The organism is Flavobacterium flavipigmentatum (genome assembly GCF_020911905.1).
Taxonomy (GTDB): Bacteria; Bacteroidota; Bacteroidia; order Flavobacteriales; family Flavobacteriaceae; genus Flavobacterium; species Flavobacterium flavipigmentatum.
In genome coordinates, this window is the sequence record NZ_CP087133.1 from 4,295,235 (window position 1) to 4,311,696 (window position 16,462).

Below are 16,462 nucleotides of genomic sequence, written 5' to 3' on the forward strand. Positions count from 1 at the left end.
TCAGATTGCGAAATTACTGAATATTTTAAATATAAATTACATTTAATATAATTTTTTACTTGATTTTTATAATTTGCCCCCTGTCATTTCTTGAATCACTTCCAATAACAAAATTGGCGTTTTTGGGTAAAATTTTAAAAGTAATGCTCTTATCTTTAAGAGTTTCTATGATTTTGATACATTTTTTGAATGAAACATATTGATTATCTAAAATAATCTCTACCCTTTTACCTCTAAAAATCAGTGACGAATTTACCATTTTTTCTTTTTTGAAATCGATAATAGCTACTTTATTTTTAAAAACAAAGGACAATTTTTCAGTCAATTTTAGATCCGAAGAGTACAAAACATAACTTTCGGGCACTGGTTTTGACTTTTGTTTTCCCTGAAACCATTTTGCCACAGAAAAAAACACAATTCCAATTTGAATAAAAAAAGTAAAAAACCATGATTGCTTAAAATGCTTTTTATAAAAAAAACGCATAGCCTGTTGAAAATGGCTCATGTATTTATCGTCTTTAACGGTACTTTCTCCCTTATAATGAATAACTGTGGTTTCATGAAAATAATAATTTGTTTTTTGCTTTTGCAGCACCCTGTAAGACAAATCGATATCATCTGCATACATAAAACATTTTTCATCAAAACCCTCTAGATCATGATACAAATCGCGTTTCATTAGCATAAAAGCGCCTACCAAAATAGCGACTTTTCCAGTTTGATTTTCACCTAAATTTTGCGCATAATATTGATTAAAGAACTTCTGTTTTGGAAACACTTTGTATAACCCAAAAATCTTAGTAAAAGCCACCCACGGAGTTGGAACCCCACGCTTGCTTTCTGGTAGAAAAGCTCCAGTTCCATCAATTAATTTACAGCCGACAATTCCTAAATTGATCTGCCTTTCGGCGAAAGCCAGAATTTTGGTAAAAGTATCTTCTGCGACAACTGTATCCGGATTTAAAATACAAACATATTCTCCTTTTGCATGCTCTACTCCTATATTATTGCCTTTTGGAAAGCCAAAATTATCTTTGTTTTGAATAAGTTTGACTTTCGGAAATCGCTCCTGCAACATCAAAACACTATCATCATCCGAATTATTATCAACTACAATGATTTCCGCATCAAGCGAAATAAGCGCTTCCTGAACACTCAAAACACAGAGTTCCAAAAAATAACGCACATTATAATTAAGGATAACAACAGATAATTGCATAAAAAATTTAACTGATTTTTTTGGTGAAGTTAGAAATTTTCGGCCAAATCCAATCTCAAAGTACAATCGTTTTTGGCAAAATTTCTCCCCTTTCTATATTCTTCATCACAACCTACAAAATGATTCTTTGCAGATTTAAAGTTTTAATCTAAAACAAAAACCAATATGAAGTACAATACTGAAGGAATATCTTATTTTTGAAATATGAAAAACCTAAAAACCACTTTTTTTCTGATACTTGTTTGCATGAATACTACCTACGCGCAAATTTCAGGTTGTACCGATCCGCTTTCTAAAAATTACAATTCAAATGCAACGGTAAATGACGGAAGTTGTGAATATAAAAATTTCAAAATAAAACCAAAATATTCAATAAAATTGAGTGATTCAATAAAAGAAACTTCTGGATTAGTTGCTTTTGATAATTTGCTTTGGACACATAATGACGATCATGACACGACAATCTACGGCATGGATAGCAAAGGAAAAATTCGTAAAAAATTTATTTTAGAAAAAGTAAAAAATAACGACTGGGAGGAAATTTCGCAAGACAGCAGCTATTTGTACATAGGCGATTTTGGCAATAATGCAGCTGGAAACAGAAGAGATTTACATATTTTAAAAATTGAGAAAAAATCATTTTTGGATAGAAAGCCGATCATCGACACTATTTCGTTTACGTATTCTGATCAAACCGATTTTTCTTTACAAAAAGGCAACCAGACCAATTTTGACTGCGAATCATTTATTGTTTCAAAAGACAGTATTTATTTGTTTACCAAACAATGGACCGCTTCTAAAACCAGTATTTACAGCCTACCCAAACAATCTGGAAATCATACTGCGCAACTAAAAAATACGCTTGACACACAAGGTTTAATAACAGGCGCTACATTTTTAGAATCTAAAAAACGAATTGTACTTTGTGGTTATTCAAAAACTGGAAAACTATTTTTATACCTATTATACGATTTTAAAAACAATGATTTTTTGTCTGGAAACAAAAGAAGAATTAATCTTAAACTACCGTTTCATCAGATAGAAAGCATCGCAACCGAAGATGGTTTGCACTATTATTTAACAAATGAAGCGCTGATGCGAAAACCAATTTTGAACATACAGCAACAAATTCATCGCATAGATTTAAGTTCTATACTAAACTCGTACCTTAATCAATAATTCACAAATAGCAGTATAATACCGTTTACTCTACAAAAAAGTTATGTTTTGTAAAACATTTACATCTTATAATTTAACAAATTTTAGAGATAATGATGGGTTGTTTTTTAAACGAATAAAATATATTCCGCTAGTAAATTTAGAAACATCTATTTTATCATTATTTGATATTGTTGCTATTTTAACTAGTTGTCCAACTGAATCATATATTTGAATTTCTTCTTTTTCAGAACTATTTAATTGAATTTTAATAAAATCAGATGCAGGGTTTGGATAGATTGATAAATTATTTTTAAAAGAAAAATCCTGCATTCCGAGTGTATTTAAGTTAACTGTCTGCAATAAATTATTGAATCCTGTTGCTGATTCCCAAGTGCCATTATTTGCAAATTGAATACTATAATCTGAATTTGAAGATAAGAGAGATTCTTTATCGGGCATCCAAAGATAAAATTGAAATACTCCAGTTATTCCCGGATTAAAATTTTGTGTAATTGAAATTGAATTTTCCCATGTTCTAATATCAGTATTTAATAAACGAGTTGTTAATGAATTTGTTGCTGTATTTTTCATTATCAAATAAACATCTCGTTGCTTAAAAGGTCTTGCGTTACCAACATTTGTAATATTCAATGTCAAATTAAAGTTTGAACCATTTGATTGTACTGTTGAAGAATTCAAAACAAATCTATAACCCAAGTTTTTAAGTATTTTATCATATTGACTTGCATTAATTTGATTCCAAAAATCAGGATGATAATCCCTGTTCAAAGTTGTCCAATTAGTTAAACCCATTTCATATACAGCATTATCGCCTTTAGTTCTATAACCATTATCGCAAGTGTTTAATCCGTTAGTTTCTCCGGTCATTGGCAAATAATTCGTCTCATTAGATAAATAATTATAGTCTGGCGTACCAACAGGATTAGTACATTCATCAGCACTGAATGTTCCCATGTCACCATAATTATTTAAAAAAGCATCATTATAAAATCCTATTCTTGCATTTGCATTTTGTTGATAAGCAGTGGCAGGGGTTAACTGAGTTGTTCCGTACATGGTCTGTTTTATGCCAACATACCTAACCTGAATTGGTATTTCAATTGGAGTCATGGCTAACATTGCGTCTATTATCTCTTTTCTATTGCCCCATTGGATAGCCGATATGGCGCCATCTGTTCCATACTCGCTTGAGTTTGTATAATACCATTCACCCCAAGTGCCAATAAATCCTGCCTGAAGCGAAAAAATAACATCTTTATTATTGGTTAATAAAGAAGAAAGCTGAGAAATATGCGTTAATATTTGTGCTTTTGTGGGCTGCTGAGCAACCGTTCCTTCAGAATTAGAATAAGCAAATCTGACAATAACTTTAAACCCTGCTGATCTTATATTATTAAAATCAGTTTGCATATTATTCAAAAAAGTCGAATTGATGTTTGAATTCATAAAAGCATCCAACAAATAATAGCGGTATACAACAGTTACTTTGTCAGTGCTGTTTTTCCAACTATTTAAAGTTGCAACTGGGAGATTATTTGCGCCAACTGTTGTTGCATAGTTAGTTCCACTTATAGAATATTTTTGTAAACCTCTTTCTGGATTGGCAATTACACTTGTAGAAGCTGTATAATTAACGGTTTGCCCCATTACAGCTACTTGGCTGATTATTAAAAAAAGAAATAAAAAAGTTTTTTTCATTATTCTTGTTTTGAAATTTTGTTAAATTTTAAGCTTGCTGTAGTTGTTATGCAAATGGTCAAATATAATAAAAGTAAATATTAAAAACAGTATCTTTTTATAAGCTTAATCATATAATAAAGAAAGAGTTCAGACCAAAACACGTTATCAGTTTCATTACAAAGCTTTATTTCAGAAGCTATTTTCTTAGAATAGTAGATTAAAGCATCGATTTTTGATTTCTTTATAAAATCGACCTCGAAATATTACGAATAATAAGTACAAGAGAGTATTTACTAATTGTGTTTTTCAAAATCTATTTGATATTAAAAGTCACCTTATCTTTTACAATTGAACGTTACTGTAAAGCTATTTTTTTCTTTGATTCAAAAAGGTATCTTTGCACGGTCTAAATTAAACTCCTATTTAAAATTAGAGACCTAATTGCAGACCTCTTAGTTTTAAATAAACAATAAAGCCCTATTTTAGGCACTATTACAACATGAATTACCTATCTGTAGAAAATATATCGAAGTCATTTGGTGAAAGAACCCTTTTTGACAACATCTCATTCGGAATCAATAAAGACCAAAAAATTGCTTTTATTGCCAAAAATGGCTCCGGAAAAACGACCATTATGAGCATTATCAATGGTTTGGACGAGCCTGATACTGGACAAGTGGTTTTGAGAAAAGGAATCAAGATGGCGTTTCTCTCTCAGGACAATAACTTGCAGGAAGAACTTACTATTGAAGAAAGTATTTTTGCATCGGATAACGAAACCTTAAAAGTAATTGAAGCCTACGAAAAAGCACTTGAAAATCCAGATGACGGAGAAGCGTATCAAAAAGCTTTTGACGGCATGGATCAGCACAATGCCTGGGATTTTGAGACCCAATACAAACAAATTTTATTCAAATTAAAATTAGAAGATTTTAAATTGAAAGTAAAGAATCTTTCTGGTGGACAAAAAAAACGTCTTTCACTAGCTATTATTCTTATCAATCGCCCCGATTTATTGATTTTGGATGAGCCAACCAATCACTTAGATTTGGAAATGATCGAATGGCTTGAAAGTTATTTTGCCAAAGAAAATATTACGCTTTTTATGGTAACACACGACCGTTTCTTTTTGGAGCGTGTTTGTAATGAAATTATCGAATTAGACAACGGAAAACTTTACCAATACAAAGGAAATTACTCTTATTACTTAGAAAAAAAAGAGGAAAGAATTACCTCTGAAAATGCGAGCGTTGACAAAGCCAAAAACTTATTTACAAAAGAATTAGAATGGATGCGCCGCCAGCCAAAGGCGAGAACTACCAAATCTAAATCGCGTCAGGATGATTTTTATGTCATTAAAGAAAAAGCGCAAAGCCGCCGTCGCGAAAACAAAGTCGAACTCGAAATCAATATGGAACGCATGGGAAGCAAAATTATTGAGCTTCACAAAATTTCTAAAAAATTTAAGGATCATGTCATTCTCGACAAATTTAGTTTTGATTTTCAGCGCGGAGAACGCATCGGAATTATTGGTAAAAACGGTACCGGAAAATCGACTTTCTTAAACCTTATTACAGGAACACTTCCGCTGGATAGTGGCCGCGTTGTAAAAGGAGAAACCATAAAAATTGGTTATTATACGCAATCTGGAATCAATCCGAAACCGAATCAGCGTGTAATTGATATTATAAAAGAATACGGCGAATTTATTCCGCTTTCAAAAGGACGCATGATTTCGGCTTCACAATTGCTGGAGCGTTTTCTTTTTGATGCCAAAAAGCAATACGATTTTGTAGAAAAACTAAGTGGTGGTGAGTTAAAACGACTGTATTTATGTACCGTTTTAATTCAAAATCCTAACTTTTTGATTCTCGATGAGCCTACCAACGATTTGGATATTGTAACGCTAAATGTACTCGAAAGCTTCCTACTCGATTATCCAGGATGTTTATTGGTTGTATCGCACGATCGTTATTTTATGGATAAAATAGTCGATCATTTATTTGTTTTTAGAGGAAATGGTGAAATCGAAAATTTTCCCGGAAACTACTCAGATTTCCGTGCTTATGAAGATAGTGCAGACGTAGCGCAGAAGGAAGAAAACAAAGCCGAAAAGAAAGACTGGAAACAAAATAATCCGACTGGAAACCTGACTTTCAATGAGCAAAAAGAATATCAAAAACTAGAAAGAGAAATCAAAGATCTGGAAATTGATAAAACTAAAATAGAACAACTGTTCTCTGAAGGAAAAGTTGCCGACGCTGATATCGAGAAAAAAGCAAACGAATTGCAAAACATCATCAATAAAATAGACCAAAAAGAAGAACGTTGGTTTGAGCTTTCGGCTAAAATTGAAGGGTAAACGATATTTCATTCACAAAAAATAATGCTTTCTATTATATTTGATCTTTTAAAAATTAATTTCTAATGAAACACATTTTAACGACTTTAGTAGCCTTAACTCTTTTTATTTCTTGTTCGAATGACAAACAGGCTCCTCAAAAAACGGACTACACTGCTGAGAATGAAAAAGAAATTACAGATTATATTGCTAAAAATAAATTAACAGCACAACGAAGTGATTCTGGTTTGTATTATGTAATAAATGAACCCGGAACTGGTACCCAACCAACAGCAACCTCTAATGTAACCGTTGCTTATAAAGGATATTACACAAACGGAAACATTTTTGATCAGAGCAAAGCTGAGGGAATTTCTTTTGGGTTAAATCAAGTTATAAAAGGCTGGACAGAAGGTATTCCTTATTTTAAAGAAGGCGGAAGTGGCATTCTTTTGATTCCTTCACACTTAGGATACGGCAGTTATGATTACAGCGGAATTCCCGGAGGTTCTGTTCTTGTTTTTGATGTAAAATTAATTAAAGTCAATAAATAAAAAACTTAAGACATGTTCGTAAGAAACCACAACAGAAAATTATTTGTTGTGGTTTTTTATTTTTGCATAAAGAAATAAACATATCAAACAAAATGAAATTTGAAATACAACCTTATAACGAAAGATTTAAAGAACAAATGATTCTTGTTTGGGAAAATTCTGTTCGTTCTACACATAATTTTTTAATGCTATCTGATATTGATTATTATAAAACAATTGTATCTGGCATCGATTTCAACTCTTTTCCCGTATTTTGCCTTACAAATTCGGATAAAGTCCTTGGCTTTATTGGTGTTTCAGATTACAAAATAGAAATGTTATTCTTGGCGCCAGAACATATTGGAAAAGGATTTGGCAAAACATTAATGAATTTTGCTATTAATGAACTAGCTGTCGACAAAGTCGATGTAAACGAACAAAATCAAAATGCTGTAAATTTCTATTCCAAATTTGGCTTTCTAACATACGATAGAACCGATAAGGATGATGAAGGAAAAGATTACCCCATTTTGAAAATGAAACTGGAAAATAAATAACAATAATTCTGGTTAGCGTTTTTTATTTAAACAAAAAATCCACAACAATATTAAATCTTGTTGTGGATTTTTTATGAAGCAGAAAAACTGAGACTGCGACCGTGACTAAAAACTACTGCTACCAAGGAATAGGATTATAATCTTTCAAAAACTTCCCACACCAATGTTTTCCAGTATTGATGCCATCAAACAAAGGGTCCATCACTCTAGCAGCACCATCTACGATATCTAATGGCGGCTGAAAATCTTCTAGTTCTTGCTTCTTTTTGGCTAATTCAGCAGGGTCTTCATCGGTTACCCAACCCGTATCTACGGCATTCATAAAAATACCATGTTTTGCCAAAGTACCAGACGATGTATGTGTTAACATATTTAAAGCCGCTTTTGCCATGTTGGTATGCGGATGACGATCTTCCTTAAAAAAGCGATGAAATTTACCCTCCATGGCAGAAACATTTATAATATGTTTTTGACCCGTATTGTCCTTCTTCATCACTTCCGAAAGACGATTACAAAGTACAAAAGGCGCAACCGAATTGACCAATTGAACTTCGATCATTTCAGTTGTTTCTATCTGACCAAGACGCAAACGCCAACTATTTGTTTTTCGTAAATCTACTTGTTGCAAGTCGGCATCGAGTTCTCCTTCTGGAAAAACCTCATTCGCCACCAAAGCATTATCAAAAGAATACGGAATTTGAGATAATTTAGCCGAAGCGCGTAACCCAATCCCAGGTTCAGGGCCGTGCCAAGTTACCGGCATATTATCATTGGAAGAAGCCCCTGTTGTCAGGATTTTTAATTCATCCAGACAGCTTATATGATCTAACAATAATTCCTGTGCTTGCTTTGGAAGTGCATTTATTGGCAATGATTCATTTTCCATCAAATGGGAATAAAATCCAGCAGGACGTCTCACGGTTTGAGCCGCATTATTGATCAAAATATCCAATCGGTCGTATTTTTGCTCAATAAAATTGCAAAAAATCTCCACACTCGGAATGTGTCTTAAATCTAAACCGTGTATTTTTAAGCGATGTCCCCATTCCATAAAATCATCTTCTTTAGAAAACCGCAATGCAGAGTCTACAGGAAAACGAGTCGTCGCAATAACAGTTGCTCCTCCGCGTAAAAGCATTAGAGTAATGTGATATCCTATTTTTAATCTAGAACCAGTAATCACAGCTACTTGTCCCTTTACATTAGCTGTTTGAAAACGTTTTGCATAATTAAAATCGCCGCAATCGGTACACATACTATCATAAAAATGATGCATTTTAGTAAAACCATTTTTACAGACATAGCAGTTTCGTGGCGTTTCTAGTTCTAGTTCTAGTTGTTCTTTATGAGCAAGATCATTAAAAGCTAATAATTTTGGTGCAACAAAAATGCTTGCTTCACGCGCATGGCGAATTCCGGTATCTTTACGTGCTGTTTTATCTTTCTTCTCTTTTTTGCGCAAGAGGGCTTGTTTTCCGTCCTTAACCCTTCTGGAAAATTCTCCTCGATCTGGTCTCGAAAACATTCCAGCTTCCTTAATCAAAGCGATTCGCTGGTCTTTAGGAATATCAAATATCTGATCTGTATCAGCATTTAGTTGTGCCAAAACAGCAATACAACGATCAATTTCTTGCGCCGTTATTATATTTTTCTCCTCTATTTCTTCCTTCAACATCATAAAATGCGTATTATTTCAAGGCCGCAAATATAGTGTTTTTAGCGTCTTAAAATTTCAGTTGCAAAAGTCATAACGCCTTACTTTTGACTTATGCCTTTCTGCTTCTAAAAATTCTTACTATCTTCGCCGCTACTTTGTAAATTTCTCTATGTTATTTCAAATAAAATCATACTTAAAATTCCTTTGGCATTCTAAAAACGAGCATGCTGTTCACTCTCCTTTTGTCTTTAATTTACTGACAAAATGCTTTTACGATAAAAAACCTAAAACCGAATATTCGATTCTGAAAAAGTACCGCAAATCGCTTCTACAAAATAAAAACTTTATAGAAGTTACTGATTTTGGTGTTGGTTCAAGAGTTTTTAAATCTAATAAAAGACAAATTTCTAAAATAGCTAAAACAGCTGGTATTTCGCCAAAAAGAGCCGAACTGCTTTTTAGGATAACTAATTATTTTCAGCCAAAAAACATCTTAGAAATAGGAACTTCATTAGGCTTAGCAACTTCTGCAATGGCATTGGGAGATAAGAATTCGTTTTTACTTAGTATTGAAGGTTGCCAAAACACACTTTCAGTTGCGGAAAATTTATTTAACGAGCAATTTCCAGATTTTAACTTTGAATTTCTAAATGTAGAATTTAGTGAATTTTTGAAAAATTCTGCAGATATCTGCGATTGGGATTTAATTTATTTCGATGGCAATCATTCAAAAAAAGCAACCTTGGCTTATTTTGAATTTTTATTACCAACAATCACTAACGATTCTGTCTGGATTTTTGATGATATTCATTGGTCTTCAGAAATGGAAGAAGCCTGGCAGACAATTAAGAATCATCCGAAAGTAAAAGTCACCATCGATACTTTTCAGTGGGGATTTGTGTTTTTCAGGCATGAGCAGGAAAAACAACATTTTGTAATTAGAGCTTAAAAAAAAATGACAACCATTGCTGATTGTCATTTTTGTAATTATTGCTTTTTTTTATTTTTTAGCCTCAGCTGCTTCTTCAGATTTAGCTCCCATTCTATTTAGAGTGTAGATAGGTCCAAATTTAATTTTTAAACCAGCAATTTTTCTGTTATCTTCAGAAGTAAGACCTTCTTTTTCTACTGTATTTTTTCTGCTGTCAAGCGCTTCATACATTAGTTTGATCTCATCCCAATCTTCGCGAGAATAGCTGTCTTTATTGTTTTCTACCGTATGCACAAATTGTTGGTACACATTGTGAATGTTTTGAGCATTTACCCAATTAAAGCTCATATCTTCACCAATTTTTCCTTCACCAAACAAAGCATTACGCAATTGTTGTTTAGGAGTTAGTGGTGGAGCAAGAGTTGCTGCCATACTATTTTTAAATTCTTCGTATTTAATTTTGCTATTATTAATTTTTTCGGTTTGTACAGTATTGTCTTTAATATCTGCCAATGCTAATTCTGCATTTGCAGCTCTTCTATCATATTCAGCTTCCACATCTTTCCAATTTTCTTTCAAATCGTCCGCAGCAACATTTTTTACAGAATCTACATACATTACGTATGATTCGACTGTTTTTTCTGCTTTCTCTTGTTTTTCGTCTTTACATGAGGTAAAACCTAAGGCCAAAATGGCAATTCCTGATAAAATTTGTATGTTCTTCATAATTTTTAATATTTAATATTATATGCCAAATATAGTTAAATTTTAGACATATTATTAAAAATTACATAAAAAATTAAAAAATATTTAATTAAAATTAAAAAATATGACAATTATGTAAAAATAATTTAAAATAATATAATGCCCTTTTAAAGAATAAGAATATAAAATAACGAGTGTTTAAAATTTTCTTCTTTTTGAGAAAAAAGTTCAGTCGGTAAAACACTCCTTCTACTGTAACAAAAATCAATTCTGGGCTACTTATCAATTATTGAAAAGTGTTTTGTACTTTTAAATCCAAAATTGTAAAATAAAATGGCAAACCCATTAATTAAAATAACTGATATTAAACGAAACTTTGTTTTAGGCAACGAAATTGTTTATGTCTTAAAAGGCATCGATTTAGAAATCAACAAAGGCGAATATGTTGCATTGATGGGCCCTTCGGGTTCAGGAAAATCTACTTTAATGAATTTATTAGGTTGTTTGGACACACCAACTTCGGGACATTATGTTTTGAACGGAAAAGATGTCAGCCAAATGAAAGATGATGAATTGGCAGGAATTCGAAACAAAGAAATTGGTTTTGTGTTTCAGACTTTCAATCTTTTACCCAGAACTACAGCATTAGATAATGTTGCTTTACCCATGATTTATGCAGGACATTCTAAATCTGACAGGAATGCACGGGCAACCGAAGTATTACAGCAAGTAAATCTTGCCGACAGAATGGATCACCAACCTAATCAGCTTTCTGGAGGACAACGTCAGCGTGTGGCGATCGCACGTGCTTTGGTTAATAAACCTTCGATAATCCTCGCCGATGAGCCAACCGGAAACTTAGACAGTAAAACATCTGTAGAAATCATGAAGCTTTTTGGCGATATTCATGCACAAGGCAACACCGTAATTTTGGTTACTCACGAAGAAGATATTGCTGCGTATGCTCACCGTATAATTCGCTTGCGTGATGGCGTGATCGAAAGTGACACCACAAAATAATTTCTAAATAATTGAACTGTTTATTTGTTGAATCGTTTAATTGGAAATAAAAAAACTTAATTCTACAGAAGCATAGCAGCTTATAAAAACTCAGTTTCTCAACAACTTAGAAACTTAGCAACTCAAAAAAATGAAAGTATATACCAAAACAGGAGACAAAGGCACCACATCGCTTTTTGGAGGCACCCGAGTTCCTAAAGACCACATGCGAATTGACAGTTATGGTACTGTTGACGAATTGAACTCCTATATAGGATTGATTCGTGATCAGGAAATCAATCCGGATTATAAATCAATTTTGATCGAAATTCAGGACCGACTATTTACTGTTGGGGCTATTTTAGCCACTCCGCAGGAAAAAGAAGTTTTGAAAAACGGTGAACTCCGATTGAAAAATCTGGGAATTATAGATACTGATATTGAATTATTAGAAAACGAAATAGACAAAATGGAAGAATCGCTTCCGCAAATGACACATTTTGTTTTACCCGGAGGCCATCAAACCGTGTCATATTGTCATATTGCACGCTGTGTTTGTAGACGTGCAGAGCGTTTGGCGGTACATTTAAGCCATAATGAGCATGTCCCAGAAATTGCAATACAGTACCTGAACCGACTATCTGACTACCTTTTCGTCTTGGCACGGAAGTTGTCCTCAGACTTAAAAGCGGAAGAAGTAAAATGGATTCCGAGGAAATAAAAATTTTAGATTTTAGAATTACGATTTTAGATAATGCAACGCTTTAATAATCTAAAATCTACAATCTAAAATCTGCAATTATAGAGACGTTCTTAAATTTTATTAAAATAAATCAAAATTTACTTGTCTTTTTCAGTAAAAAATTTATTTTTGCACAAACTAAACAGATAACAGATGTATTGGACATTAGAATTAGCATCTTATTTAAGTGATGCGCCATGGCCTGCTAACAAAGACGAACTTATTGACTACGCTATTAGAGCTGGTGCTCCGTTAGAAGTAGTAGAAAACCTTCAGTCGATTGAAGATGAAGGAGAGATATATGAATCAATGGAAGAAATTTGGCCTGATTATCCAACAGACGAAGATTATCTTTGGAATGAGGATGAATATTAAAAAATAAACCAAAGGAAAAAGTCTCATCACAGAGGCTTTTTTTTTGGTTGAAATACACATTTAGATAAAATAGAAATACAATAAATCATGAGTTTCATAAACAGTATCATAAAAGTCTTTGTAGGTGATAAATCTCAGAAAGATGTCAAAGCTTTACAACCTTATTTAAACAAAATAAAAACATTCGAAACTAGCTTAATGAGTTTGTCTCACGATGAATTGAGAGCCAGAACGGTGTTTTTTAAAGAAAAAATAAAAGAAGCCAGAGCAGACAAAGATGCTAAAATTACTTCGCTTAAAGCGGAAGTTGAAAAAATCGAAGACATCGATAAAAGAGAAGACTTATATGAAGCTATTGATACGCTTGAAAAAGAAGCTTACGAAATCTCAGAGAAAACACTTTTAGACATCCTTCCGGAAGCGTTTTCTGTTGTAAAAGAAACCGCCCGTCGATTTAAAGACAACGAATTTATAGAAGTTACCGCTACTCCTAAAGACAGAGAATTCTCTGCTGCAAAAAGCTACATCACTATTAACGGAGACAAAGCAATCTGGGCCAACAAATGGAATGCCGCAGGTAAAGAAATTACTTGGGACATGATACACTACGACGTACAGCTGATTGGAGGAATGGTTTTACACGAAGGTAAAGTTGCTGAAATGCAAACGGGTGAAGGTAAAACTTTGGTGGCTACTTTGCCTCTTTATTTGAATGCACTGACAGGAAACGGCGTTCACTTGGTAACAGTAAATGATTATCTGGCTAAACGTGATAGCACCTGGAAAGCACCTCTGTTTGAATTTCACGGTTTAACGGTTGATTGTATTGATAATCACCAACCAAGTACAGAACAAAGAAAGAAAGCCTACGATGCTGATATCACTTACGGAACCAATAACGAATTTGGTTTTGACTACTTAAGAGATAATATGGCGCACTCGCCAAACGATTTGGTACAGAGAAAACACAATTATGCTATTGTCGATGAGGTCGATTCTGTATTGATCGATGATGCAAGAACACCATTGATTATTTCAGGACCGGTTCCACAAGGAGATCGTCATGAATTTAATGAATTGAAACCAAAAATAGAAAACCTAGTAAGTCAGCAACGTCAGTTGGCAAATGGTTTCTTGGCTGAAGCTAAAAAATTAATCAAAGAAGGCAACACTAAAGAAGGGGGATTCTTATTATTGAGAGCTTACAGAAGTTTGCCTAAAAACAAAGCATTAATTAAATTTTTGAGTGAAGAAGGAATCAAACAATTGCTTCAAAAAACCGAAAATCAATACATGCAGGACAACAATCGCGAAATGCACAAAGTAGATGAGGCTTTGTATTTTGTAATTGAAGAAAAAAACAATCAAGTAGAATTGACGGACAATGGTATCAAATACCTATCGGGTGACACTGATGCCGACTTTTTCGTACTTCCAGATATCGGAACTGAAATTGCTGCTATCGAGAAGCAAAAATTAGATAAAGATGCAGAAGCGGAAGCAAAAGAAAGATTATTTCAAGATTTTGGAGTAAAAAGTGAACGTATTCATACTTTAACGCAGCTTTTAAAAGCGTATGCTCTTTTTGAAAAAGATGTAGAATACGTAATCATGGACAACAAGATTATGATTGTCGATGAGCAAACAGGCCGTATCATGGATGGTCGTCGTTATTCTGATGGTTTACACCAGGCGATTGAAGCCAAGGAAAATGTAAAAATCGAGGCTGCTACCCAAACTTTTGCAACTGTTACATTACAGAATTATTTTAGAATGTACAGCAAATTGGCAGGTATGACGGGTACTGCAGTTACAGAAGCGGGAGAGTTATGGCAAATCTACAAACTAGACGTTGTCGAAATTCCAACCAACCGAGGCATCGCAAGACAAGACAAAGAAGATTACATTTATAAAACAACCCGCGAAAAATTCAATGCTGTTATCGAAGATGTAACAGAATTATCAAATGCAGGAAGACCAGTATTGATTGGAACAACTTCTGTTGAGATTTCAGAATTATTAAGCCGAATGTTAAAAATGAGAGGCGTTACACACAACGTTTTGAATGCTAAAATGCACAAGCAAGAAGCACAAATTGTTGAAGAAGCCGGTAAAGCCGGAGTGGTAACGATTGCAACAAACATGGCCGGTCGTGGTACCGATATTAAATTATCTCCAGAAGTAAAAGCTGCAGGAGGTTTGGCAATCGTGGGTACAGAGCGTCATGATTCCCGTCGTGTTGACAGACAGTTACGTGGTCGTGCAGGACGTCAGGGAGATCCGGGAAGTTCTCAGTTTTATGTTTCTCTTGAAGACAACCTGATGCGTTTATTTGGTTCTGAAAGAGTCGCTAAAGTAATGGATAGAATGGGATTGCAGGAAGGCGAAGTAATTCAGCATTCTATGATGACAAAATCAATAGAACGTGCTCAGAAAAAAGTTGAAGAAAATAACTTTGGTGTTCGTAAACGTTTATTAGAATATGATGACGTAATGAACTCTCAACGTGAAGTGGTGTACAAACGTCGTCGTCACGCTTTATTTGGTGAGCGTTTAAAACTAGATATCGCTAATATGTTGTATGATACTTGCGAGCTAATCGTGAGTCAAACCAAGCCATTTAATGACTTTAAAACTTTCGAATTTGATTTGATTCGTTATTTCTCGATCACTTCTCCAATTTCAGAAGCAGATTTTTCTAAATTAACAGATGTTGAAATCACAGGAAAAATTTACAAGGAAACTTTAGCATTCTATACAGAAAAAACAGAAAGAAGCGCCAGAGAAGCTTTCCCAATCATTAAAGGAGTTTACGAAGAGCCAAACAACCATTTTGAGCGTATCGTAGTTCCATTTACTGACGGAATAAAAACTTTGAATGTTGTAACTGACTTGAAAAAAGCATACGACAGCCAAGGAACGCAATTGATCGCTGATTTCGAGAAAAACATCACACTTTCTATTGTAGATGAAGCTTGGAAAAAACACTTGCGTAAAATGGACGAATTGAAACAATCTGTTCAACTAGCGGTTCACGAGCAAAAAGATCCGTTGCTTATTTACAAATTAGAAGCTTTTAATTTGTTCAGAGGAATGTTAGAAAACGTTAATAAAGAGGTTATTTCATTCCTATTCAAAGGTGATTTGCCTGCTCAAAACGTCCCTGAAATTCAAGAAGCTAGAGAAGTGCGTCAAAAAGAAAACTTCAAATTAAGCAAAGACGAAGTGGTAAACAGCGAAGACATCAATCGTGAAGCTGGAGAAACACAACAACGTCAGGTTACAGAAACTATTGTGAGAGATATGCCAAAAATCAATCGTAATGACACCGTAACAGTTCAGGAAGTGGCTTCGGGTAAAACAGAAACAATGAAATTTAAAAAAGCAGAAACTTTAATCGCTTCTGGTGAATGGGTTCTTGTTAAATAATAAATTCTTTAAAATTCTCTAAACCTAACAGATTTTAAAATCTGTTAGGTTTCTCACATAAATATCTCCAGTTACTTTTGATAATTGGAGATATTTTTTTTTTGTAAAATGA

Annotated in this window: 13 protein-coding genes; 9 read left to right on the forward strand and 4 right to left on the reverse strand. The window is 33.7% G+C overall.

Features of this window, described 5'->3' with window-relative positions; translation table 11 throughout:
* Positions 1-55 precede the first annotated feature (55 nt).
* A complete protein-coding gene (locus LNP22_RS18125) occupies positions 56-1,219 on the reverse strand; it encodes a glycosyltransferase family 2 protein (protein WP_229974701.1) in 1,164 nt (387 codons plus the stop codon).
* Between the two features lie 246 nt (positions 1,220-1,465).
* On the opposite strand from LNP22_RS18125, the gene LNP22_RS18130 reads away from it, so the two are divergent.
* Positions 1,466-2,398 carry a T9SS C-terminal target domain-containing protein gene (locus tag LNP22_RS18130; protein ID WP_229974702.1) on the forward strand — a complete coding sequence of 311 codons (933 nt, stop codon included), beginning with the start codon at positions 1,466-1,468 and terminating at the stop codon, positions 2,396-2,398.
* 66 nt (positions 2,399-2,464) lie between these two features.
* Here the strand turns inward: LNP22_RS18130 and LNP22_RS18135 are convergent, their stop codons facing one another.
* A complete protein-coding gene (locus LNP22_RS18135) occupies positions 2,465-4,099 on the reverse strand; it encodes a T9SS type A sorting domain-containing protein (protein ID WP_229974703.1) in 1,635 nt (544 codons plus the stop codon).
* 481 nt (positions 4,100-4,580) lie between these two features.
* Here LNP22_RS18135 and LNP22_RS18140 point away from each other — a divergent pair, with 481 nt between their 5' ends.
* From LNP22_RS18140 to LNP22_RS18150, 3 genes are all read left to right on the forward strand, one after another.
* On the forward strand, positions 4,581-6,443 hold the full coding sequence (locus LNP22_RS18140; protein WP_229974704.1) for an ABC-F family ATP-binding cassette domain-containing protein: 1,863 nt from the start codon (positions 4,581-4,583) through the stop codon (positions 6,441-6,443).
* A 65-nt stretch (positions 6,444-6,508) separates the two neighbouring features.
* Positions 6,509-6,976, forward strand: coding sequence for an FKBP-type peptidyl-prolyl cis-trans isomerase (locus LNP22_RS18145; protein ID WP_229974705.1), 468 nt, complete (start codon positions 6,509-6,511; stop codon positions 6,974-6,976).
* A 92-nt stretch (positions 6,977-7,068) separates the two neighbouring features.
* Positions 7,069-7,512, forward strand: a complete 444-nt coding sequence (locus LNP22_RS18150; protein WP_229974706.1) for a GNAT family N-acetyltransferase — start codon at positions 7,069-7,071, stop codon at positions 7,510-7,512.
* A 118-nt stretch (positions 7,513-7,630) separates the two neighbouring features.
* Here the strand turns inward: LNP22_RS18150 and LNP22_RS18155 are convergent, their stop codons facing one another.
* Entirely contained in the window at positions 7,631-9,187 is a 1,557-nt protein-coding gene (locus tag LNP22_RS18155; protein WP_229976404.1) for an SDR family NAD(P)-dependent oxidoreductase, read from the reverse strand.
* Positions 9,188-9,338: 151 nt separating this feature from the next.
* On the opposite strand from LNP22_RS18155, the gene LNP22_RS18160 reads away from it, so the two are divergent.
* The gene (locus LNP22_RS18160; protein ID WP_229974707.1) at positions 9,339-10,118 is read left to right on the forward strand and encodes an O-methyltransferase; all 780 of its coding nucleotides are present in this window, start codon (positions 9,339-9,341) and stop codon (positions 10,116-10,118) included.
* Between the two features lie 51 nt (positions 10,119-10,169).
* Here the strand turns inward: LNP22_RS18160 and LNP22_RS18165 are convergent, their stop codons facing one another.
* Positions 10,170-10,826, reverse strand: a complete 657-nt coding sequence (locus LNP22_RS18165) for a DUF6565 domain-containing protein (protein ID WP_210666225.1) — start codon at positions 10,824-10,826, stop codon at positions 10,170-10,172.
* 312 nt (positions 10,827-11,138) lie between these two features.
* Between LNP22_RS18165 and LNP22_RS18170 the strand changes: the two genes are divergently transcribed.
* From LNP22_RS18170 to secA, 4 genes are all read left to right on the forward strand, one after another.
* The gene (locus LNP22_RS18170) at positions 11,139-11,825 is read left to right on the forward strand and encodes an ABC transporter ATP-binding protein (RefSeq protein WP_229974708.1); all 687 of its coding nucleotides are present in this window, start codon (positions 11,139-11,141) and stop codon (positions 11,823-11,825) included.
* Between the two features lie 130 nt (positions 11,826-11,955).
* Complete coding sequence (locus LNP22_RS18175; RefSeq protein ID WP_229974709.1) at positions 11,956-12,525, forward strand: cob(I)yrinic acid a,c-diamide adenosyltransferase; 570 nt, start codon at positions 11,956-11,958, stop codon at positions 12,523-12,525.
* A 174-nt stretch (positions 12,526-12,699) separates the two neighbouring features.
* Positions 12,700-12,921, forward strand: a complete 222-nt coding sequence (locus LNP22_RS18180; protein WP_007138072.1) for a DUF2795 domain-containing protein — start codon at positions 12,700-12,702, stop codon at positions 12,919-12,921.
* 87 nt (positions 12,922-13,008) lie between these two features.
* On the forward strand, positions 13,009-16,350 hold the full coding sequence (gene secA, locus LNP22_RS18185) for a preprotein translocase subunit SecA (RefSeq protein ID WP_229974710.1): 3,342 nt from the start codon (positions 13,009-13,011) through the stop codon (positions 16,348-16,350).
* Positions 16,351-16,462: the final 112 nt, after the last annotated feature.